Annotated in this window: 18 protein-coding genes and 3 pseudogenes; 12 read left to right on the forward strand and 9 right to left on the reverse strand. The window is 59.2% G+C overall.

Going from position 1 to position 21697, the window contains the following annotated elements:
• A pseudogene (locus EN990_RS17940) lies at positions 1-132 on the forward strand (IS481 family transposase); the annotation flags it as partial.
• 161 nt (positions 133-293) lie between these two features.
• Here EN990_RS17940 and EN990_RS17945 read toward each other — a convergent pair.
• Positions 294-566, reverse strand: coding sequence for a hypothetical protein (locus EN990_RS17945; RefSeq protein ID WP_199489650.1), 273 nt, complete (start codon positions 564-566; stop codon positions 294-296).
• A gap of 1173 nt (positions 567-1739) precedes the next feature.
• Between EN990_RS17945 and EN990_RS17950 the strand changes: the two genes are divergently transcribed.
• Positions 1740-2273 carry a peroxiredoxin gene (locus tag EN990_RS17950; RefSeq protein WP_063169380.1) on the forward strand — a complete coding sequence of 178 codons (534 nt, stop codon included), beginning with the start codon at positions 1740-1742 and terminating at the stop codon, positions 2271-2273.
• Between the two features lie 68 nt (positions 2274-2341).
• Positions 2342-3775: an RNA polymerase factor sigma-54 gene (rpoN, locus tag EN990_RS17955; RefSeq protein ID WP_063169381.1), complete on the forward strand. Its 1434-nt coding sequence runs from the start codon at positions 2342-2344 to the stop codon at positions 3773-3775.
• Here the strand turns inward: rpoN and EN990_RS17960 are convergent.
• The 6 genes and pseudogenes from EN990_RS17960 to EN990_RS17980 all read right to left on the reverse strand — a co-directional run bounded on the left by EN990_RS17960 (position 3772) and on the right by EN990_RS17980 (position 9382).
• Positions 3772-4398 carry a nitrogen fixation protein NifQ gene (locus tag EN990_RS17960; protein ID WP_063169382.1) on the reverse strand — a complete coding sequence of 209 codons (627 nt, stop codon included), beginning with the start codon at positions 4396-4398 and terminating at the stop codon, positions 3772-3774. The genes rpoN and EN990_RS17960 overlap by 4 nt on opposite strands.
• Positions 4385-5437 (reverse strand): LLM class flavin-dependent oxidoreductase, encoded by a 1053-nt coding sequence (locus EN990_RS17965; RefSeq protein ID WP_063169383.1) that lies wholly within the window; start codon positions 5435-5437, stop codon positions 4385-4387. Before EN990_RS17965 ends, EN990_RS17960 begins: the two co-directional genes overlap by 14 nt.
• A 138-nt stretch (positions 5438-5575) precedes the next feature.
• On the reverse strand, positions 5576-7177 hold the full coding sequence (locus EN990_RS17970) for an SDR family oxidoreductase (RefSeq protein WP_063169384.1): 1602 nt from the start codon (positions 7175-7177) through the stop codon (positions 5576-5578).
• Between the two features lie 148 nt (positions 7178-7325).
• Positions 7326-7913 (reverse strand): nuclear transport factor 2 family protein, encoded by a 588-nt coding sequence (locus EN990_RS17975; protein WP_050580531.1) that lies wholly within the window; start codon positions 7911-7913, stop codon positions 7326-7328.
• Between the two features lie 138 nt (positions 7914-8051).
• A pseudogene (locus tag EN990_RS36180) lies at positions 8052-8213 on the reverse strand (ferredoxin); the annotation flags it as partial.
• Complete coding sequence (locus EN990_RS17980) at positions 8204-9382, reverse strand: cytochrome P450 (protein WP_063169385.1); 1179 nt, start codon at positions 9380-9382, stop codon at positions 8204-8206. The pseudogene EN990_RS36180 and the gene EN990_RS17980, both read right to left, overlap by 10 nt.
• Positions 9383-10869: 1487 nt before the next feature.
• On the opposite strand from EN990_RS17980, the gene EN990_RS17985 reads away from it, so the two are divergent.
• The gene (locus EN990_RS17985; RefSeq protein ID WP_063169386.1) at positions 10870-12102 is read left to right on the forward strand and encodes an MFS transporter; all 1233 of its coding nucleotides are present in this window, start codon (positions 10870-10872) and stop codon (positions 12100-12102) included.
• Between the two features lie 261 nt (positions 12103-12363).
• Here EN990_RS17985 and EN990_RS17990 read toward each other — a convergent pair.
• Positions 12364-13395, reverse strand: a pseudogene (locus EN990_RS17990) (ChuX/HutX family heme-like substrate-binding protein); the annotation flags it as partial.
• Positions 13396-13446: 51 nt separating this feature from the next.
• Complete coding sequence (locus EN990_RS17995; RefSeq protein ID WP_126066777.1) at positions 13447-13770, reverse strand: hypothetical protein; 324 nt, start codon at positions 13768-13770, stop codon at positions 13447-13449.
• 210 nt (positions 13771-13980) lie between these two features.
• On the opposite strand from EN990_RS17995, the gene EN990_RS18000 reads away from it, so the two are divergent.
• The 8 genes from EN990_RS18000 (at position 13981) to EN990_RS18035 (ending at position 21182) form a co-directional block, all read left to right on the forward strand.
• Entirely contained in the window at positions 13981-14301 is a 321-nt protein-coding gene (locus EN990_RS18000) for an iron-sulfur cluster assembly accessory protein (protein ID WP_029356570.1), read from the forward strand.
• Between the two features lie 347 nt (positions 14302-14648).
• Positions 14649-15860, forward strand: coding sequence for a cysteine desulfurase NifS (nifS, locus tag EN990_RS18005; protein ID WP_063169388.1), 1212 nt, complete (start codon positions 14649-14651; stop codon positions 15858-15860).
• Between the two features lie 179 nt (positions 15861-16039).
• Positions 16040-16417 carry a nitrogenase stabilizing/protective protein NifW gene (gene nifW, locus EN990_RS18010; protein WP_063169389.1) on the forward strand — a complete coding sequence of 126 codons (378 nt, stop codon included), beginning with the start codon at positions 16040-16042 and terminating at the stop codon, positions 16415-16417.
• A 188-nt stretch (positions 16418-16605) separates the two neighbouring features.
• Entirely contained in the window at positions 16606-17457 is an 852-nt protein-coding gene (locus EN990_RS18015; protein ID WP_063169390.1) for an electron transfer flavoprotein subunit beta/FixA family protein, read from the forward strand.
• 16 nt (positions 17458-17473) lie between these two features.
• On the forward strand, positions 17474-18583 hold the full coding sequence (locus EN990_RS18020; RefSeq protein ID WP_024505237.1) for an electron transfer flavoprotein subunit alpha/FixB family protein: 1110 nt from the start codon (positions 17474-17476) through the stop codon (positions 18581-18583).
• A gap of 10 nt (positions 18584-18593) precedes the next feature.
• Positions 18594-19898 (forward strand): FAD-binding protein, encoded by a 1305-nt coding sequence (locus EN990_RS18025; protein WP_063169391.1) that lies wholly within the window; start codon positions 18594-18596, stop codon positions 19896-19898.
• 12 nt (positions 19899-19910) lie between these two features.
• On the forward strand, positions 19911-20210 hold the full coding sequence (locus EN990_RS18030) for a ferredoxin family protein (protein ID WP_024505235.1): 300 nt from the start codon (positions 19911-19913) through the stop codon (positions 20208-20210).
• Between the two features lie 255 nt (positions 20211-20465).
• The gene (locus EN990_RS18035; protein WP_063169392.1) at positions 20466-21182 is read left to right on the forward strand and encodes an alpha/beta fold hydrolase; all 717 of its coding nucleotides are present in this window, start codon (positions 20466-20468) and stop codon (positions 21180-21182) included.
• The last annotated feature ends 515 nt before the right edge of the window (positions 21183-21697 follow it).

Genomic DNA, 21697 nt, shown 5'->3' on the forward strand with positions numbered 1-21697 from the left:
CATCGTGCCGCCGAACTGCCTGTCTGGCTGCACAGATACAATTGGCATCGTCCACATGGCAGCCTAAAGTCAAAAACGCCTATCAGTCGCCTCGCCCTGATCGAGGACAACCTGTTGAAGCTCCACAACTAGGTCGTCCAGCATCACAGTGAACCGCGTACGTAGTATTTTGTCGTAGGCGGCATTCTGGATAGCCGGATACGGGCTCTTCACCCGCTGCACCACCGATTGCGGGATGATGTCGCGAGAAACATTCACGGATTTCGTGAAAAAAGTGTACCCGCCGAAGAGCCCTACTCGCGGGGGCGGTGCAGCACCACCTCGGTGTCACTGCTCGTGTTCATGCGATGGACTAGGCCGGCCAGCTGTTGACGCAGCTCGCGGTAGTTGTAAGTCTCACCCGTGTAGACGAGCACCAAGTCAGGTCGGCCATCCCCCTGGAGCATCCTCGGCTGGCGGCCGCCCTGGATATCGATGATTGCCAGGCGGTGGTGTCCCAGCGCCGCAGGCCCGCCGATCCAAGTCCCCTCGTCGTCCGGACCGTGGTTCGCTATGGTGGCCGTCATATCGGCAAGCTCCCTTCGCGCATCGGGACCTCCGAGGTCTCGATTGAAGTCGATCCATTCACAGATGCCGCACAGGTTATGTCGCCGCATTTGGGCGAAGCAGATATAAGGCCAGTGGGAAACCATCGAGGCAAAGTGACGGATCTAGCCCAGCTACGATCCGCATCCGACATTGTCGGACATCGGACAGCACCGCGATTCGCTGCATAGGAAGCCTGGAGTCGCGATTTCCCCTGGGGGAATCAGCGCATGAAAGGAGAGCTGGGTCGTGTCTGCCGAAATGAGAAATTGCTCCCCCTTATTGCATCACCGAGGAATGTTACCCAGCGCGATAGACGGACATGCCCTATCTCCCCCCGTTGCAGCTGAGGGAGATAGGGGCCAGCTCTTCATTCAACCCTCATGGAGGATGATCAGCCCAGCCATTTCCATGCGCCGGCCTTCACAAGCCGTGCACCATTCAGGTTCTTTTCCTTGAAGCGCGACGATCCTTGTCAGACGTCGCAACACTTGCTGCCGAGAGCACGAGCTCTTCCTCGAGCATGCCTTGATCTGCGCCTCGAACGGCTCGCACATGCTGGGTTTCAACGACTTCGCAGAGGTTGATATTCTGCAGTGACTTCGTCTCGCTGCTGCACGGCATTGACGCTGGGAGCCATGCTCGCGTGGCGCAATTGTGCTGAAGCCGGTGCCCACGGCAACGTTTCTTAACCCGCCCCAGATCCTGGCGTTTGGCTATTTCCGACATTCGTGTCCGGCTTCGGACAAAGGCCGGGTTTGCCGAACGGAGTCGCACCCAATTTCCAGTGCTGCTTGAGCAATAATATCGACCGGCATTACTGCACAACACGAAAGTTGCTGCAAAAACCGAAGTGAACCCAAGGCATCGGGTCAATTGGCATGGCGCTTGCGACTCGGTCGATAGAACGCAGTCAAAATCACGGTTGCAGACCATGCCTACCTCTCAAAGCTCGATAAAGCACGCGAGCAAAATTCCCCGTCTCCGCGGAAGCTCGTCGCCGTTAAACGTGCCTGCTCGGGGGCGGTCTTGCACAAGACCGGTCCGAGGCAACCACGCCAAGGCGCGAGGCTGCCGGAACTGTCGACCGAAGTCGATGCCGCTTCAGTTTAACCGAAAAATGCACCGTACCACTTTGGCCTGGAAGCAAATCAATGACCTATAGAAAGAACGTTCCTCTCGTGACCTTTCGCACGCGTGTTCGCGATGAGTCGATCGGGGGGCCAAATCCTTATCAGTGGGAGAACAAGACCTCCGACGATTATTTCGGGGGCAAGCGCATCATCCTGTTCTCGCTGCCTGGCGCCTTCACCCCGACCTGCTCGACCTTCCAACTGCCCGATTTCGAAAAACTCTATGATCAATTTCTGGAACTGCGAATTGACGCGATCTACTGCGTCTCGGTCAACGATGCTTTCGTCATGAATGCGTGGGGAAAGTCCTTGGGGCTGCAGAAGATCGAGCTGATCCCAGACGGGTCGGGCGAGTTCACGCGCAAAATGGGCATGCTGGTCGCGAAGGACAATCTGGGCTTTGGCATGCGCTCCTGGCGATACGCCGCTCTGATCGACGATGGCGTGGTGGAGCAGTGGTTCGAGGAGGAAGGCTTCTGTGACAACTGCGAGACGGACCCCTATGGCGTTTCATCCCCGCAAAACGTTCTCGACAAATTGAAGGCGGCGGCATGACCCAGAAGTGGAAAGTCTCACACAACCCAAGCACACACTAGAGCCTCCTCGGCAGATCACGGTTCAACATGCATCTCTCAGCAAGCCTGCTTCAACGCCAGAAGCAACGTATGGTCTTATCGCCTCAAGCCATTGAAGCTATTCGCTTGCTGCGATTGACGCATACTGAACTCCATCAGCTCGTGCAGCAGGCACTCGAGAAGAACCCCGTTTTGAAGCCTGACCCGTTTGACGACGATTCGCCGCTGCCAGGGGTGGATCAGCGGAGCAGTCAAAGCAGAAGCGAAATCGGCGAATCGCCCATTGGCGGGCCGTCTGGCGGGCGCGGGCAATGGAAGTCGCAACGCAGTAGCGGCAACGATCGACCTGCCGTCGAGGAGTTTACCGCCCACACCGAAACATTGCACGACCATGTCGCCCGCCAGGTCGCCCTCAACCCGTTCACCCCCCAGGAGCGGCTGATTGCCGGACAGCTCGCCGCTCATCTGGAGGACACTGGCTATCTTCAGGTAAACCTTTTCGATCTGGCCAGGACGTTAAACGTTCGGCAAGCTGATGTGGAACGGGTCATCGGAATCTTGCAGCAATTTGATCCGCCGGGCATTTTTGCGCGAACTCTCAGCGAATGCCTGGAGATTCAGCTGCGCCAGCAAGACCGGTTCGACCCGGCTATGGCAGCTTTGGTCGCCAATCTCGAGATGCTTGCACGGGGGGATTTTCAGGGATTGAAGCAGCGTTGCGGAGTCGACGAGGAGGATCTCCTCGACATGAGGAACGAAATCCGCGCGCTCGATCCCAAGCCTGGAGACCGGTTCCAGTCCGGGACGCCGGAAACCATCGTACCGGACGTCTGGGTAATGCCCAAGTCCGAAGGTGGATGGCGGGTGGAGCTTGATCCGGCCACGCTGCCCAAAGTGTTGATCAACCACACCTATGTCGCCGAAATCTCGCAGCTGACCAAGCAAAATCCGGAAGGCAAAGCGTTTCTCGACAATTGCCAGGAAAAAGGGAACTGGCTGATCAGCAGTCTCAAGCAGCGCGCTAAGACGATCCTTAAGGTTGCGACCGAAATCGTGCGCCAGCAGGATGCCTTTTTTACACACGGCGCCGCCCATCTGCGGCCTCTCTGTCTCAAAAATGTCGCTGACGAGATCGGCATGCACGAGTCGACGGTAAGCCGGGTGACTTCGAACAGGTACATGTTGACTCCGCGCGGGGTGTTCGAGCTGAAGTATTTTTTCGCTGCGCCAATCGCATCCTGCGAGGGCGGCGATGCGCACTCCGCCAAAGCTGTCTGCCATCGGATCAAGGCAATCATAGCCGAAGAATCGCTCGACAAGGTACATTCCGACGAAGACATCGTTGCTCAACTCAAGGAGACCGGCATCGATGTCGCTCGCCGTACCGTCACCAAATATCGCGAGGCGATGAACATCCCTTCCTCCATACGACGGCGCCGCGATAAGCGTTTGTCCGCAGCTGCGATCAAGCGAAGTGACTAACCGACATTCGTGGTCGGCGAGAGGCGACTCTCAACTTCCTCCGGGCCGAAGCAGCTTTCGAAGTCATGGCATTCCCCGCAACTGGGTGCTGTGCATGACGAAAAGCCTTCGGCCTCACACAGCTTGCGGTAAAAGTACTTTTTCCATTTCATGTTTTCTGTGTTGCCTGCCGCCAGCGCGGGAAAATGTCTGGCAAGCAGGCGGCTGAGCTCAGCGCGATTTGAGAGGCCAAGATCCCGCCAAAGATGGTCCATGCGCATCGCACGCCGGGCGATGATCTTGGCCAAGCGGGCGCTCGCCGGGTCGGCCGGCGCAGCATGCGCTAGCAGCAGCCGGCGTAGCAGTTCCTCTTCCAGTTCCGGCTCGGGCTCGCTCAACTCCTCCAAAGCGAATACGCTGCTGGAGGTAGACGGGAAAGTTGCGGCCAAGACATCACGCAATTCGACAGACGAAAGGCCTGTCCCCTCCGTCGCCAACACCTCGCCCGCCTGGACCTCCTCAAGCGAACGTGAATGTACGCAGGGCAGCACATGCTGATCGAAGCTCCTCCCTAGCTCGGACCCACGCCATTGCGCGCTGGATAGGCAGCCATCATCGTAACGGCCGGCTTCAGCTTCCGGCATGACAAAGCGCCTTGTTGACCGCAGGGATGATCTTGTCGCCCCAGAGCTCGATCTGGCGCAGCATCGTCTTTTGGTCGAAGTCGCCCAATTGAGTCTGAACTGCGATCTGGTCCGGTTTCAAGATATCGATCTCTTCCAGCAGGCGATCAATCACGCGATTTACGCTGCCAATCGGCAAATTTTTGCGCATGGTCTCGAAGGACAGATCCTGCTGGGTCGGTGTCTCCTGCAGCAGGTAGCCATCGTGGCTCTGTTGGCGACGCTGATGCAGGGCTTCAGAAAGCCGGCGCTGGAAGCGGGCATTGTCGAGATAGCTGTTGATCTCCAACTCGTCGTGGCTGGCATAGCAGCAGCGCAGCAGCGATATCTTGACGTCGGTGACGTTCTTTTCCTCGGATGCCGCCGCCCTCTCGACTGATTCACGCAGTGTGGTCAAAGTCTCTAAGCCGTCGTGGAAGGCTGTGACAAAAAAATTGTGCCCCTCGCGGTAGGCCCGAGCCATCCGTGCGGCTCCGCCAGCGATCCAGATAGGCGGCGTCGGCTGCTGGACTGTGCGGACCGAAATCGCTGTTGGGGGGATCTTCTCATACTGGCCGTCGTGTTCGAAGACGTTTTGGTTGAGGCCCTTGAGAATGATGTCCAGGTATTCCGAAAAGACGGCCGGCGCCTCATCGATGTCCACGCCGAACCGTTCGAACTCGAACTGCTGGTATCCCAAGCCTACGCCGAGCTCGAGACGGCCGTTCGCAACGATGTCGGCGAAGCCGATCTCGGACAGCAGGCGCTGCGGTTGGTAAAGCGGCAGCACGCAGACGGCAGTGCCCAGGCGAATCGTGCTTGTCAAGCCGCCGCAGTGCGCCACCATCATCAGCGGGGATGGTATGAGGCTGTAATTGTTGAAGTGGTGCTCAGCAAACCACGCGGTGTTGAACCCAGCCTGCTCCGAAGCGACGGCCTGTTCGATGGAGTTGCGGATGACGCTTTCTGAGGATTGGTGATAGCCACGCTGGGCGGCCAGAATGAAAGTGGCAAATTCCATGATTTCTCCTCGTTATAGACACGTCAGCCGACCGGGAATGTGCTCGGCATGCGCATGCTTGGATCTCAAGCACCTCAGGTGCGTCGTGGAGCCGAGGCTTCATAATGCTCGGCCGGTCGCCCTGCGAAGGCCTGGCAATTAACCTGCGGCCTCCGCAAAACATTCGTCATAGAGCTCGCTGGCGTTTCCCGCATCACCGAACGAGGTCCAGCCGCCGTCCACGTAGAGGATCGAGCCGTTGATGTATGAGGCGTCAGACGAAGCAAGGAAGAACGATGCATCTGCGACGTCTTCTGGCCGTCCCATCCTGCCCATGGGGATGCGTCGTCCGATTGCTGTCAGGTCGATGCGGCCGGCTTTGGCCAACTGAGCAAGTGCGGGCGTGCGGATGTGGCCAGGAGCGACGGTGGCTGTCCGAATTCCGACCGGCCCGAGTTCGGCCGCCATGCAACGGGTCAGCATATCCATCCCCGCCTTGGAGGCGCCGTAGGCATGGCGCGGCGCGAACGGCAGAAAGCTGTCGATCGACCCGAGATTGAGGATCACGCCGCCCGGGCGCATAGCCTTGATCGCTTCGCGCGCGCAGGTGAAGGCGCCGGTAAGGTTGACATCCAGGACGTGTTCGAGCTGTTTCGACAGTTGCTCGATCGCAGGCACAATCCTGTCGGCGGTATCAGCACTATTGACCAGAACATCGATATACCCGAAGCGTCCCCTCAGTTCTTCGAACATCGACACCACATCGCTCTCGACGGCCACGTCCAGCGATTTCGCCAGATGCTTGCCGGGGAGCGATGTAGCCAGCTCTGCCGCTGCAGTGCCATCTTTATCAGCAATCACGACGGTGTCGCCGTTCGCGGCAAAGCGGCGAGCGACGGCCGCGCCAATGCTTTTTGCGCCACCGGTGACGAGCACGATTCGCGCATCTGTGCATTCGGCCGGACAGGAGAGCTCGGCTTGGAGCGCACCATCCACCGGCGGGTGAGCATCCCCCGGCTGGTTGAATGACATCCAGCCTCCGTCGACTGCCAGCACCGAGCCGGTGATGTAGCGCGCCTGCGTGCTGCTCAGAAAACGCACGACCCTGGCGATCTCGTCGGGGCGAGCCAAGCGCCCCATCGGCACGCGGCGGCGTATCGCCGCGAGGTCCATTTTGCCAGCGCGTGCCAGTTCTGTGACCATTGGGGTGCGGACGGAGCCCGGCGCCACCGCCGTGACGCGGATTCCTCGCATAGCCCACTCGCATGCAAGGGACTTTGTCAACGAGATCACGCCAGCTTTCGAGGCTGCGTAGGCGTTGCGCCTGGGATTGCCGACCACGCCCGCCATCGAAGCCACATTGACGATCGCACCGCCCGGCTTCATGCGCCGCGCCGCTTCCCGGGCCATAACGAATGGCCCAATAAGGTTCACTGTCACGCCGCGTCGGAAGGTATCGACAGCGGTGTCGATGATCCTATCCATCGTGGGTCCAACCGCCGCATTGTTGATGAGGACATCGATTTGCGCGAACCGTGCTTCGACCTGGCCGAAAAGTGAGAGCATGTCCTTCTCTCGCGACACATCGCACTCCAGACCGACGTGCGGCGACCCGAGATCCCGAGCCAGTTCAACCACACCACTGCCCGGAAGGTCCACCGCAACTACAGTGTCTCCGTCCGCGGCAAGGATATCGACCAGGGCACGGCCGATCCCGCCCGCAGCGCCTGTGATGATTACGGTGCGTGCTGCCAGTTTCACGAGAGCTTCTCCACGATGACCGCTTGTGATCTCAGCCCATCAACCTTGGGCGGAATGAAGGGCCGAGCCAAATCGTTGCAGTGACCGCCAGTCGCGGCCCCACACAGATGTCGTTCCCGTAGGGCGCTCATCCTCCATTCCTACCCACTTATGCAGCTCCCAGTTGGGGACCCTCGACGCCATCTTGGTCGGTGGGGATGTGACCCTTGAGCAACTGGTAGATGGGATCGTCTGGATGTGGTGCTCCAATCGGCTGTCGCCGGCCGAACCTATCTGCCTCAAGAATCGCTGGCGGGATTTGCTCCTCAACCCAATCGTAGACGACTGTCCGTTCCGCAATTCGCCACTCGTCCTGCCTCTTCTGAAACAGATCGCAGTAACGGCCGCAAAGCAGCGTCTGACGTATTTCTTGGTCTGTATCCGGTCCGCGTTGCAGCGCGGTGAAATAGCTCTCGACCGCGGCCTCTGCTGAACTGATGAAGTCGATCAGGCTGTTCGTGATTTGATGGATGTTACGGTGCCCCGGCAGACCGAGAGCAAATTGGATGAAGTCCTCTGCCGGTCCGCAATAGGGACCGTGCCTGTCATACGCTTCGGGCCAGTATGCGCTACGCAGCGCCGCCTCATCGGCGCGGTCTATCCCGCGGCAGTACCGATACAGGCAGTTGCGGATCGCCTCTCGGTCACGCAGTTCGGTAATTTTCGCGTGGTCGACAGGGTCTGTCGCGAATTGTATGATTGTTTTGTCCTTCCCGATGCCAGTCTGCACTTTGCGTGTGTCTCTCTCTACAACTGAGTTAGCGGGGGGCTCGTCAACTTCCAGAGCTTGTTCGGGGCAGGCTCGTACCCCTTTTGAGGCAAGCAGTTGCTCCCCATCGGCAACATCAATATCACCGGGCAAGATGTAGCCGGCGTCATCAAGCTTGAAGACTCTCGGCGCCCGCGCCCAGCAGCGCGCATGACCCTGGCATCTGGCTTTATGTACGACGACACGCATAGCGAACTCCAATGTCGTTGGCTGAAACTTCAGGACCATTCCAGGATCAGATTCTCGATCCCGAACACATGGCCGCCGAAGGTGATAGGTTCAGTCCCTGTCTTGATCCGAAAGGCTGGGATGCGCGCCAGCCACTCCTCCAGGCCAATGACAATCTCCCGCCGGGCAAGGTGTGAGCCAAGACAACGATGGGGACCATAGCCAAAGGCAGCGTGCCGGTTGTCCTCGCGCGCCAGATCGATCTCATTCGGGCATTCGAATTCCGCCGGGTCACGATTGGCAATCATCGTGGCACAGGAAACATAATCTCCCTTGCGGATCGGCGCGCCTTTGAAGTCGACATCCTTCGTTGCCACTCGGATCATCTGAATGGTCGAATAGGCGCGCAGCAATTCTTCCGCAGCGACGGCAATCCGGTCAGGTTCGCTTCGTAGCAATTCCTGATCTTTGGGGTTGCGCGCGAGATGGGCCAAGTCGAAGCATATGGCTGCTGAGACCGTGTCGAGTCCCGCGACGAACACAAGCACGCCGATGCCACGGACTTCTTCGTCACTGAGCAGACGACCCTCGACCTTTGCCTTCACGATGAAGGTCATGAAATCATCGACCGGCTCCTTGCGGCGCTCGGTGGCAAGTTCGTCGATGAAGGCCACGATCGTCCGGGCTGCGGGTGGTCGTTGCTCCTTATCGCCGTGGAGCAGATCTCTAGCCCAGCCGACAAATGTTTCTAGTCCGTTGTCCGAAAGCCCAATAAAGCGAAGGAAGATATTGACCGCGAACGGAACTGCAAAATCCTTCATGATGTCGCAGCTCGTGCCTGATGCGGCGATCCTGTCGATCAGCTTGATCGCTCGTTCCCGGACAGCCGGCTCCAATGCCATTACCCGCTTTGGCGAAAGCAGCGGATTGAGCAGTGAGCGAAAAACACCGTGGAATGGCGGATCGAGCTCAAGCGGGATCATCGGCCAGCTCTCGCCGAGCACAGAGGCGAAGATGCTGCGATGGCTGGAAAACGTTTCGGTGTCCTGCAGCACCCGGCGCTGGTCGCTCGCGCGAGTGATGACCCAGGTACCCCGACCGTCGCGCGTGTTGCTGGTTGAATAAAAGATCGGAGGCCCGGCATGAACGCAAGCAACCGCTGCATGCGGATCCCCGTTAGCCGTCGGCAACATGCCGGGCGACGTAAACAGGTTGAAGTCCCTCACCATTTCGGGCGGGACATGATCTGGAACCGGCCGCGATTTAACCGCGCCAGAATCGAGAGACCGTTCATGAGATGCTGTCGGCATTTGCATGCAATCGTCGGTGCAAGCTCCGTGCCGAATTCGTCTTTCGATAATCCTTGCCGTTTGCTGGGCAACAGGTGGCGCCTGCGCTGACTTGCTGGTCGGGATTGCAACATTCTTGTCCAGCGTCGGACACAGAATGTAGAATGCTAGACAGCGACTTGGAGCAACTCAACTGGTGGGATCGCTAGCCGATCATGTGCCCGGGGAGCATCCAGTTCGAAAGCTTGCGCTAAGCGGCTTGGTGACTTGGCCGAGGTCACCAGGTGGAAACGACCAACACTTGGGGTGAGCCTAGTGGCGCTCCCCTCGATGATGTCTGGCGGGGTGGTTAGCCGCCTCCGTAGGACAAGATCAGTCTACACGAATGGACTATAGCCTCTCCTCGCATGCCTCATTGGCCGTCCTTCAGAGCCGGCCACACGAGCTTTTGTCTTTCAGCAGGGCGTTTTTCTCGCCAGCTACAGAGCCACACCGACGCCATTAATGAGCGTCCAGTCGACGGGTTGGATGGCCCTGTCCATCTTGCCCAGCACCTTGGCTTAGCATTTGCCGGTGCGGCGGAAGCCTTCAAGACGCAGTTCTTGACCTTCTCCAGATCAGCCTCGGATGGATATCGGCAAGGGTTCAGCTCGTCCTTTTGAACTTGCGCATCTTCGTGTTGGCCAACCCCAGGCCGCCCGACATATTTGCGGTCTATCCGGCACCTCAACTTCGAACAACCTTGCGGCAAGCTCTTGGGATAGCCCACGCTCGTGCCTCCACCACCCGCTCAGCAGAGCCAGATTTGTCGTTGATGGCACGGAACTTGCGGAGTCATTCGCAGATGCGTCACGGACCGAGAGTGTCGTCCCATGAATTCGATCACCAAAAAGGCCGCCCGACGTTGCTGGGACCGCCTGCAATTACCTTATCCCAGAATTGGGAGCAACGGCTTCAAAAGGGATAACTCATCACCTCAATTTTGTCGATCGCGCGGCCATCGAACCGCAGCCATCGATCAGACTTCCGCCTCGTTGCACTCATTGCGACCGCCTTGGTGCTTGCGACAACCGCTCAATTCTGGCTGCCAGGATAACCACATATGGCGACGGAACTTCCTGCTTCAAAGCAATATAGAGATCGTCGATCATCCCCCCATCAAGGCCTCGATCGAGGACACCGCGTTCGGCTTGCTTGGTTCGCAGTGAACAGACCGCACTTCGACGAATGCGATCGATGCGACCGCGCCGAGAACTCTCCCGCATTGTCGACGGTTGGGTCCGTCGGCCCTCCGATGAGGCCTCGGATGCGTCGGGCTCCGAGGCCTCGACTGATGCCGACTGGCCGCCGCCGGAAGGTCTCGCGGCTTTGATCCCCGGCGATGTAGCCACCCCTGCTGCAACAGCTCCTAGCCGGAGAACTCATTCATGACCGAATCGGCGACAGATTTAGTGGACGCGGCTTTGTTCGACCGAGATCGGCTTGACCCAGAAAGTCCCTATCAACGTTCTGGCCCTGCATGGGGTGCCATCATTTCGCTTTCCTTCGGCACCTTCGGGCTTGTGACGGCAGAGTTTCTGCCCGCCAGCGTTCTGACACCGCTCGCGCATGATCTCCGTATCACCACGGGCACGGCTGGACAGGCGCTAACAGCGGCCGCAATCGTCGCGGCGATCTCGGCACCGATAATCGCCATCGTGACAAAGCGTCTGGACCGCAGGGTCGTCATCTGGGCGATGACGCTCCTGCTGATCCTGTCGAACGTTCTGGCGGAGGTTGCGGGGTCGCTGCCGGTTTTGCTGGCGGCACGCGTCGTCCTTGGCATATCGCTTGGTGGTTTTTGGTCAATTTCGGCAGCGTTGGCGATGCGGCTGGTTCCAAGTCACCTCATGCCGCGCGCCATGTCGGTCATCCTCACCGGCGTTTCTGTCGCCTCCGTCTGCGCGGCTCCAATCGGCGCTTATGTCGGTGACATTTGGGGATGGCGAGCCTCGTTCAAGGTCGCCGCAATCGTGAGTGCCGTTGCGCTGCTCGTGCAACTCGTAACCATTCCGCCACTGCCTCCGATCGAAGTGCGCAGATTCCGCAGTCCGCTGGATGTCGCGAAGAATCCGGCGATGAAGGTTGCGGTGCTAGTCGTGCTATTGGTCGCTTCCGGCCATTTTGCCAGCTTCGCCTACATCCGCGCCTTTCTCGAGAGCGTTCCTGCGCTCGACAAGAAGTCAATCCCGCTCGTGTTCCTTGCTTTTGGCACGGCCGGCGTCTTCGGCAATTTAGCCGGCGCATTCCTCACCAAACACAGTCTCAAGGCGGTCGCGGCCCTGCCGCCCCTGCTCATTGCCGTAGCCGCTGTCTCGCTCCTGACCATGAGAGCATCGGCCTTGACCTCGGCAATTGCAGTTGCCGTATGGGGCTTTGCTTTTGGCGCGGTCCCGGTCGGATTGCAGACATGGATGGTGCTACGCGCCGCTCCGAAACAGGCCGAGAGCGCTGGTGTACTGATGGTCATAACCTTCCAAGTGGCCATCGCAGCCGGCACAACTTGCGGTGGCCTATTGGTGGATCACACGGGTATTGCCAGTGTCTTTGTCTACAGCGCGGTTGCCACGTTCCTCGCTGTCTTGACAGTATTTTTGCTCGGCCCGAACCGCAAAACCTGACCGCCTGGTGGGGAGTGACGGTCGGCGGCGTTCACGCTATTGTCACCTCTGAGCTCGGCCCAAAGGCCGCGGCTTCGTCGTAACCATGCGGTCGATGGGGCAGCGCCAAATTGCTTCCTGCTCATCGCGTTGCGATAATACAGCGCGCTTATTGCGTCATCGTGTCCCCGGTCTCGGCTTCAATGCCCGGCTACTGGCTGCGGAGGCAGATGGGCGCCGGCGTCCCACCGACGACGATCGGTCTTTTCTCATGTAGCTGTCGGGGAAACGAGGCAGGTTTTCCGCCAGAACCCGCCAGTCGTCGCGCTCGCGTTCGCCTTCCTTGCGCGCACCGAACAACTGGATGATGATCTTGCCGTCGGACCCATATGCTTCGAGCGAGGTGACGTGACTGTCATTGGTCGGCTTGCGCACGGCCCAAACCTCACGGATTTGGTGGGTCCTGAGATGCAGCCGGAACGTTTCGTCCAGCACATGGATGCACGGCCCGATCTGCTTGACCGACTTGATTAAGCCGGAATGGGTCTGGATAGAACCTCGGTTGCCGACGAAGCACATGATCGGCAATTCGTCTTCGGCCGCACGCTGGAGCACGGCGCCAACTGCGGCATTGTCGAGCAGCCAAGCGTAATCCTGGCCGACCATGCGCAAAGCCTGGCAGCGGCTGAGCTTGAGCGTCTTTAGAAGGTTGACGTCAGTCAGCCGGCTCCAGTACTCGCGTAGGTCGTCCACCGTGCCGGCCCAGTCCGCAGTCCTCGCGCCCAGGTCGGCTACTCTCGCCTTAAGCGACATGGTCGGCTCCTGGTTGGCGGATACGAGCTCGGCCACCAGCTTTCGATAGGCATGAAGGTTGGAGACCGGCCTGAGATGCACCTTATGCACTGCTGCGCCGGCGGCGTCGAAGAATTGCAAACTGCGCTGGATTCCGCCGCGATGGCGCCTTTCAACAGCGAAACCATACCTCCAAGCCTGCGGGAAGACGCGAAGGTCGAATTCGTCACCAAGGACCATGGCGTGATTGTTGCCGGTTATCACTCTGTTGAAGACGCCAATCTTTTCGTGCACGGCACCTTGATTGCGGGTCAGCGCCGTCACTTCGCCCACGAATTCGAGGCCCGTCAGAAGGTGATTGACGCGCGGGTCGATGCGTGCCGCGCCGAAACCGCAATGGGCCGCGACCAGTTCCGCTTCCGAAATGGCCAATTGGGCGGCGAAATCACGCGCGGGAATGTTCGGACAGACTTCCCACGCACGCCGGATTTCGTTGGGCGACCGCTTCTTGCGCTGATCCATGTTTTTACCCCTGCCCCGTTCTTCTTTTGACGATCGATCGAAAAACGGGCCTCAGGGATGTGCACGGCGGACGCGATCGATCGTCAGGCACATGCCAGTCGAATCCTGTCTCCGGGCGGTCAGCGGCCAATCGCCGGTAGCGAGCGATTGTTGGGTGGTCGGCGCCAATCGGCCGATCGAGCATTCGGGTACCACCGGCGGTGCTGCTTTCCCACCAAGGCGGGTCTGATGGATCATATTGCTTTCCTTCGTTCTTCGATTGCGAGGGCAACCCAAAGGTGAATCGGCCGGCAATTTTGCCGCCGCAACGAAGGCTTCACAAAAATCGTGCCAGTTGCTCCGCGGCAAGCTCTGAACATCTTTGGCTCTGTTCATTGCTTTACGCGTGAGTGCATCGCGAACTCAGGCGCCCTTCCTGTGACGCGGACGCGACAAACCCGACAGTAAGTGTCGGTTGTCGGACGTCTCCCCAGCAATCGAGCATAAGAGACGTCGGGATGTCCTACGGTTTTTGACACGTCTTCCCTTTGGCACGGTCCATGCGAGATGATCCACGAAAACGCCGGACCGAGGAGAAATCGAGCCATGATTACGCTCACCGACAACGCTGTTGCCGCCATCAAGGCCGCTCTTTACCGCGCCAGCGAGCCGGCGGAAGGATTTCGCATCATGGTCCATGCCGGCGGCTGCGCCGGCTTCCAATACTCAATGGGCCTGGAGAGCGTCTCACGTGAGGGCGATGCGATCATCGAGCGAGATGGGCTCAAGGTGTTCATGGATAGAGGCTCCCAACCCCATGCCGCCGGCATGACCGTGGACTTCGTCACTGGGCTCGAAACATCCGGCTTTGTTTTCGATAACCCCAATGCGCGTGAGACGTGCGGCTGCGGCAAGTCCTGCAAATGATTGCGAGGGAACAGGCTATGTTCGACTATAGCGACGCCAAGGAATACTGCGTCGAACCGGTAACCGCCGGCGCTCTGGAACCGGCCGACACGCACTGTCGGCCCGGAACAATTGCGTTCGGTGATGCACCAAATCGCGATCATCGATCGTTGCCGTGGGCAAGCAAACAAAATTGCCCGAAACAGCTGAATTCCCGGCGGATGCCGCCACCAAAGGGCAATGTCGACAGCGACCGGTCAGCCAAGCCATCGCTCCCCCGGCCGCCCACCTTACCAGATACGATATGCGCCAGAGGTTCAATGGCCCGACTACCCTTGAATCATTTCAGCAGTTGAAGGATCACTCCCATGAACCCTGTCTATCTCGACAACAACGCAACGACGCGGGTTGATCCTGCAGTCGTTGGAGCGATGTTGCCTTTCTTTACGGAGCAATTTGGCAATCATTCGTCCATGCACGCCTATGGCGCATCGGTTGCTGAAGCCGTGAGAAAGGCGAGGCAACAGTTGCAAGCCCTCATCGGCGCGGGATTCGAGGACGAGATCATCTTCACCTCGGGCGGGACTGAAAGCGACAGTACAGCCATCCTTTCGGCGCTGGAGGTGATGCCCGACCGAACGGAAATAGTGACTTCCGCGGTTGAACATCCGGCCGTTCTGAAGTTGTGCGCGCACCTTGAGAAGACGCGCGGCGTCAAGGTGCACATTATCCCAGTCGATCACTACGGCCGGCTCGACCTGGACGCCTACAGAACCGCCCTCACCCCACAAGTGGCAATCGTCTCGATAATGTGGGCGAACAATGAGACCGGTACGATCTTTCCCGTGGTTAAGCTTGCCGATCTAGCCAGGGAAGTCGGCGCGCTTTTCCACACTGATGCAGTGCAGGCGGTCGGAAGGCTTCCGATTGAGCTGAAATCGACCGCGATCGACATGCTGTCGCTCTCCGCCCACAAGCTGCATGGTCCAAAGGGGATAGGCGCGCTTTATGTAAGACGTGGCGTGCGCTTCTCCTCCATGATCAAGGGTGGGCACCAAGAGCGCGACCGGCGTGCAGGCACTGAAAACACACCCGGCATAGTCGGACTGGGCATGGCGGCCGAACTCGCCTTGAAATTCATGGACGAGACAAAACGAATAAAATGGTTGCGCGACCGCCTTGAGAACGGGATCATCCAGCGCATCCCAAACACATCCATCAACGGCGATCCGCAAGAGCGATTGCCAAACACTGCAAACATTGGATTCGAAGGTATCGAAGGCGATGCAATTCCAATTGTCCTGAGCCGGCTGGGAATCGCCTGTTCCGCCGGGTCCGCCTGTGCCTCTGGCTCACTGGAACCGAGCCATGTTCTGATCGCTATGAACGCGGCATGTGGGGCAGTCCGCTTCTCCTTGTCGCGTGACAACGGCGAAGATGACGTAGACCGCGTGCTTGAGGTCCTGCCTGCGATCACCGAGAAGCTACGGGCCGTTCCCAGTGCTGGACTGTGCGGGCGAGGTGCAGAACAGCTTCATTCCGGCCCGGGTCCGAGCGGCACAATAGCCGACGAGCCGTGAGGTCTTCCTCAACGTGACGACCCTGCGCAAGGAGAGCAGTTAAACTCGGGGTCGCCTTCACCACTTCAGAAAAGCTTGAGATCGCCAAGTCTCTTGCCCAGCCGCCGTGCCAGAGGTCGGCACGCCGTCAGCAATGTCACCAATGCATCGACACCACAATTTCGCGCCGGGAGAATACAATGAACTGCTCCGCTGATAGCCGCCCGATCGATCGCACCGATATCCTAGCGCGACTGAAGGGCCTGTCGGCCGCGGAGGACTTCTTCGCCTGCCTTGACGTCTCCTACGACCCGAAAGTGATGAATGTCTCGCGGCTCCATATCATGAAGCGCGTGGGCCAATACCTTGCCGAAGAAGATTTCTCCGGTCTGCCTAACCAGGTAATCGCCGCGCGGGTGCGCGCCAAGCTGGAACGCGCCTACGAAGATTTCGCGACTTCCTCGCCGCTCACGCAACGTGTGTTCAAGGTGCTAAGGGACCACGATCCAAACATATGTCCCGCACCTGGCCGCGCCTTCGTCCCGCTCGACTCTGCACTGAAGCGGTTCGGAAAGTAATGAGCCCGACACGGCTGCGACGCGACAATGTCGAGAAGTCGACAAATCCAGTCCTCATGACGCCTCCTCGGAAGCAAACGAAGCCACCTTCTGGAATAGAGGCAGGAAGACGACTTGGCATGAACGATGCAGGCAATGAGGTGAACCGCCAAGCACGAATCCGGACTGGGAGCTTAGAGAAACCGCCAATGCATATCGTAGTCTGCATCAAGCAGGTGCCGGATTCGGCACAGATCCGCGTGCACCCGGTGACGAACACGATCATGCGTCAGGGTGTTCCGACCATCATCAATCCTTACGACCTGTTCGCCCTCGAAGAAGCGCTCAAACTGCGCGACGTTCATGGTGGCGAGGTTACTGTGCTCACAATGGGTCCGCCCATGGCGGAGGACTCGCTGCGAAAGGCGCTCGGTTACGGTGCTGACCGAGCAGTTCTCTTGACGGACCGCTATTTTGCCGGATCCGATACGCTGGCGACTTCCTTTGCTCTTTCGCAAGCAATCGCAAAAATTGGGGAGACTTTCGGCAGGCCGGACATCGTCTTCACCGGCAAGCAGACGATTGACGGCGATACCGCCCAGGTCGGACCGGGCATAGCCAAGCGCCTAGATTTATCGCAACTTACCTATGTCGCGAAGATTGCCTCCATCGATCTCGATACGCGAGAGATCGAAGTCGCTCGTCGCGCCGAAGGCGGCACCCAGTTGCTGAAGAGCAGACTCCCTTGCCTCATTACCATGCTGGAAGACACCAACGAAATCCGCCGGGGCTCGCTCCAGCAGGCTCTGTGCGCGGCGCGCAGCCAAGTCGTGAAGTGGACTGCAGCCGACGCCGGCATTGACGATCTCACCCGGTGCGGTCTGCGTGGCTCGCCTACAGTCGTCAAGCGTGTTTTCGCCCCCACCGCACGGGCAGAAAGGGCGGCGCAGATCGACACCGCGGAAAGGGGCTTGCAGGACATAGCCGATGAACTCATCGCCGATATCTTAACCCGCCGGCCGGCGCTGGAACATGAGCTGGCCTTCAACAGCGGCACGTGACGGCCAGGAGCAGAAAATGTCGACCGCAAGCCAAACTACCCCTCGCATTGCCCCCGGCCGTGCCGGTGTAAAGAAAGAACTTCCCGACCGTTTCAAAGACTACCGGCACGTGTGGGTCTTCCTCGAGCTCGAACGCGGCAATGTGCATCCTGTATCATTCGAACTGCTGGGCGAAGGCCGCAAATTAGCCGACAAGCTTGAAGTCCAGCTCGCGGGCGTCGTGCTGGGACCGCCGGGCGAGATGGTCGAGGACGCTGTTGCCGAGGCCTTCGCTTACGGGGCGGATCTTGTCTACATCGTCGATGCGCCGCCGCTCGCCGACTACCGGAACGAGCCGTTCGCCAAGGCGCTCACGGATCTGGTCAATACCCATAAACCCGAAATCCTCCTTCTCGGCGCGACCACACTGGGCAGGGATCTTGCAGGCTCGGTAGCGACGACCCTGCAGACGGGGCTCACGGCCGACTGCACCGAACTTGATGTAGATTCCGACGGTTCACTCGCCGCGACCCGTCCGACTTTTGGTGGCTCATTGTTGTGTACGATCTATACACTAAATTACCGGCCGCAAATGGCGACGGTGCGACCAAGGGTCATGCCTATGCCGCAACGGGTGGATAAGCCGGTCGGGCGTGTCATGCGGCACAAGCTGTCGCTCGTTGAGGACGATATCGTCACCAAAGTCCTCGGCTTCCTACCGGATAACCAGTCGGCAATGGCAAATCTTGCCTATGCGGATGTCGTGGTTGCGGGAGGCCTCGGTCTCGGAGCGGCGGAGAACCTTCAGCTTGTGAAGAATCTTGCCCGAGCGATCGGCGCCGAGCATGGCTGTTCGCGCCCCTTGGTCCAGAAGGGCTGGATGCCGGCTGATCGACAGATTGGACAAACTGGCAAGACCATTCGACCGAAGCTTTACATCGCGGCCGGAATTTCCGGCGCCATCCAGCACCGAGTTGGGGTCGAGGGGGCCGATCTCATCGTCGCGATCAACACCGATCCGAACGCGCCGATTTTCGAGTTCGCCCACCTCGGGATCGTCACGGATGCAATCCGCTTCCTGCCCGCACTGACGGAAGCCTTCACCCGGCGGCTGTCGCCGCACAGTCGAGACAAGCTTGCGAGTTGAGGGAGAGGACATGATTGAACAATTCGATGCCATTGTGGTCGGAGCCGGCATGTCTGGAAACGCAGCTGCTTACACTTTGGCAAGCCAGGGGCTGAAGGTCCTGCAGTTGGAGCGCGGGGAATATCCGGGCTCTAAGAACGTCCAGGGTGCCATAATGTACGCGAACATGCTGGAGAAGATCATCCCGGACTTCCGGGATGATGCGCCCCTCGAGCGGCACCTGGTCGAACAGCGACTTTGGGTGATGGACGACACGTCTCACACCGGAATTCATTACCGGTCGGACGACTTCAATGAGGCGAAACCCAACCGCTACACGATCATCCGCGCCCAGTTCGACAAATGGTTTTCCCGCAAGGTGCGCGAGGCTGGCGCGACGGTCCTGTGTGAGACGACCGCGACGGAACTCGTCCGTGATGGCAATGGCAAGGTGATCGGCGTCCGCACAGACCGGGCTGGCGGAGTGGTCTTCGCGAATGTGGTCGTTCTCGCAGAAGGGGTGTCGGGATTGCTTGGCACTCGCGCAGGCCTGCGCGAGATGCCGAAGCCGGAGACCGTGGCGATTGCCGTCAAGGAAATGCATTTCTTGCCCGAAGAGGTCATTGGCCAGCGGTTCGGGGTGAAGGGCGATGAAGGCTGCGTAATCGAGGCCGTGGGCACGATCTCTCGCAGCATGGCCGGGCTCGGCTTCCTTTACACCAATAAGGAGTCGATTTCACTCGGCATCGGCTGCCTGGTCTCGGATTTCGCCGCGACGATGGAGAGCCCGTCCGCCCTCCTGGATGCGATGAAAAACCATCCTTCGATCCGGCCGCTGATCGCTGGCTCGGAGGTGAAAGAATATGCCGCCCATCTTATCCCCGAAGGTGGTTACAGGGCCATTCCGCAGCTATTCGGCGACGGTTGGGTCATCGTCGGCGACGCAGCGCAACTGAACAATGCCATTCACCGTGAGGGTTCGAACCTTGCCATGACCTCGGGTCGTGTCGCGGCTGAGGCGATCATCAAAGTCAAAAGCCGCAACGGTCCTATGACCAAAGCGAACCTTGCGCTCTACAAGACGATGCTGGATGACTCCTTTGTGATCAAGGATCTTAAGAAATACAAGGACATGCCAGCCTTACTCCACACCAATTCCAGCAACTTTTTTGACAGCTATCCGCGGTTGATGTCGCATGCCGCTCAGACCTTCATGCGTGTCGACGGCACGCCGAAGATCGAGAAGGAAAAGAACACCACGGCCGCCTTCATCAACGCGCGCTCGCGCTGGGGGTTGGTCAGCGACGCGGTCCGCCTGGCATTGGCATGGCGCTGAAGAGGGTACAAGATGACGATCGCAGTGACGAAGGTTCGTGTCGAGGACAAACTTTACCAGAACCGCTATCTGGTCGATTCCGGCCGCCCCCATATCATAGTGCGACCGCACGACAAGCCAAGCGCGAACTTGCTTGCGTTGACCTACGTCTGTCCGGCGAAATGCTATGAGTTGAATGACAAGGGTCAAGTCGAGATCACCGCCGACGGCTGCATGGAATGCGGCACCTGCCGGATATTGTGCGAGAAAGGCGGCGACATCGAGTGGAACTATCCGCGCGGCGGCTTTGGTGTCCTGTTCAAGTTCGGATGATCAGCCGGTGCCAAGAGCATGCCGGCAGCGAGCAACTGCGGCACACCATGAGCCTCTCCATCCACTTGCAAAGAGCTAGTGAATATTGGGTTTCGCAATTCAAGTTTCCTCGACTTGGTAGGGGTATCCTCAGGCCACGGGGCGCCTGTGCCGGACTTACCACCGGTAACGTGGTCGAGCCCCTTTGGACAATGTCCGGCCATCGTGCCGGATGGCAGCCACAACGGCCGGTGAGCAAATGGAACGGCACAATCCATGATAAAGACGTATGTGCTAGTGCATGGTGCCTGGCATGGCGGATGGTGTTGGCGGGACGTCGCCGCCAATCTTCGCAAGATGGGATGCCACGTGACCACGCCTACCCAGACAGGTGTCGGCGAACGCGCACGTTTGCTGTGCAAGGACATCACGCCCGACACATTCGTGACCGACATCGTCAACCACATTGTAACGGAAGAGCTGAGCGATGTGATCCTTGTCGGTCACAGTCTAGGCGGCATCAGCATCACCGGCGCCGCCGACCGGATACCCGACCATATCAGCCATCTCGTTTATCTCGACGGCGCCATCGTCGAGAGCGGTCAAAGTGTATTCAGCACCATGCCCCCCGACATCGTCGCCGCCCGTCGAAAATTGGTTGCGGAGGAAGGACGGGGTATCTTCATGCCGACTCCGCCGCCAACAGCATTCGGCACTCCCGAGGGACACTCGCTCACGGACTGGGTGCGGCGCCGGATAACACCGCATCCGGCAGGCACCTACGAAAGCGGACTTAAGCTCGAGCACCCGCTCGGCAACGGCAGACCCCGAACCTATGTCGTCTGCACTAATCCACTCCACCCGCCGATGGCGGGAGCGCGAGAATGGGTCGCGAAGCAGGATGGCTGGGCGTGGCAGGAACTCGCCACTGGCCACGACGCAATGATCCTCGCGCCGACGGAAGTTGCTCTCCTTCTTAGCGCTGTCGGCTGAGGAACCAAGTAGGGGGAGCGGCGGCCGATTCTCAGGCCGTGGCCTTGAGCTCTGGTGCAAGGATGTAGGCCCAACGGGTCGTTCCGGTGGCGCCACCGAAACCACTAGGCGGGAGTGGCCTGTCCTGCCGACGTCGCAAGCTTGCGAGCGTTCCGCCGCGGCCGCAGCCCGTAGCGCCGGGCAACCTCCGAGATCACCGCGTCGGCTCCAGGGTCTCGGAGATGACTCCGTGCCTTGTCGTCCATCGACCAATGCCGCCGACCAACAGCGCCGTTGATCACCCTCGAAAACGCCGAGGCTGCCGCTCAGGGTCAATCGTAAGTTCAAGTTCAGACACAAGCCGATCTCCGATCCACCTCAGAATCGGCAGGCCCACAGATCGCGGGTCCTCCTGGAAGGACACAGCGCTTACCCTTGAAATATGGAGAACCATGGCTTTGCGCCGTCGGCAGTTGAGCTGATCTCGCAATGCTATTTCCCCGGCAACGTCCGCGAGCCGGAGAACTGCGTGCTTG

Source organism: Mesorhizobium sp. M7A.F.Ca.US.005.03.1.1 (assembly GCF_003997975.1).
Lineage (GTDB): Bacteria > Pseudomonadota > Alphaproteobacteria > Rhizobiales > Rhizobiaceae > Mesorhizobium > Mesorhizobium ciceri.

Coding starts and splice junctions, on each gene's coding strand:
- EN990_RS17945 (WP_199489650.1), bottom strand. CDS start 566: ATGACGGCCACCATAGCGAACCACGGTCCGGACGACGAGGGGACTTGG.
- EN990_RS17950 (WP_063169380.1), top strand. CDS start 1,740: ATGACCTATAGAAAGAACGTTCCTCTCGTGACCTTTCGCACGCGTGTT.
- rpoN (WP_063169381.1), top strand. CDS start 2,342: ATGCATCTCTCAGCAAGCCTGCTTCAACGCCAGAAGCAACGTATGGTC.
- EN990_RS17960 (WP_063169382.1), bottom strand. CDS start 4,398: ATGCCGGAAGCTGAAGCCGGCCGTTACGATGATGGCTGCCTATCCAGC.
- EN990_RS17965 (WP_063169383.1), bottom strand. CDS start 5,437: ATGGAATTTGCCACTTTCATTCTGGCCGCCCAGCGTGGCTATCACCAA.
- EN990_RS17980 (WP_063169385.1), bottom strand. CDS start 9,382: ATGGTGAGGGACTTCAACCTGTTTACGTCGCCCGGCATGTTGCCGACG.
- EN990_RS17985 (WP_063169386.1), top strand. CDS start 10,870: ATGACCGAATCGGCGACAGATTTAGTGGACGCGGCTTTGTTCGACCGA.
- EN990_RS17995 (WP_126066777.1), bottom strand. CDS start 13,770: ATGAACAGAGCCAAAGATGTTCAGAGCTTGCCGCGGAGCAACTGGCAC.
- EN990_RS18000 (WP_029356570.1), top strand. CDS start 13,981: ATGATTACGCTCACCGACAACGCTGTTGCCGCCATCAAGGCCGCTCTT.
- nifS (WP_063169388.1), top strand. CDS start 14,649: ATGAACCCTGTCTATCTCGACAACAACGCAACGACGCGGGTTGATCCT.
- nifW (WP_063169389.1), top strand. CDS start 16,040: ATGAACTGCTCCGCTGATAGCCGCCCGATCGATCGCACCGATATCCTA.
- EN990_RS18015 (WP_063169390.1), top strand. CDS start 16,606: ATGCATATCGTAGTCTGCATCAAGCAGGTGCCGGATTCGGCACAGATC.
- EN990_RS18020 (WP_024505237.1), top strand. CDS start 17,474: ATGTCGACCGCAAGCCAAACTACCCCTCGCATTGCCCCCGGCCGTGCC.
- EN990_RS18025 (WP_063169391.1), top strand. CDS start 18,594: ATGATTGAACAATTCGATGCCATTGTGGTCGGAGCCGGCATGTCTGGA.
- EN990_RS18030 (WP_024505235.1), top strand. CDS start 19,911: ATGACGATCGCAGTGACGAAGGTTCGTGTCGAGGACAAACTTTACCAG.
- EN990_RS18035 (WP_063169392.1), top strand. CDS start 20,466: ATGATAAAGACGTATGTGCTAGTGCATGGTGCCTGGCATGGCGGATGG.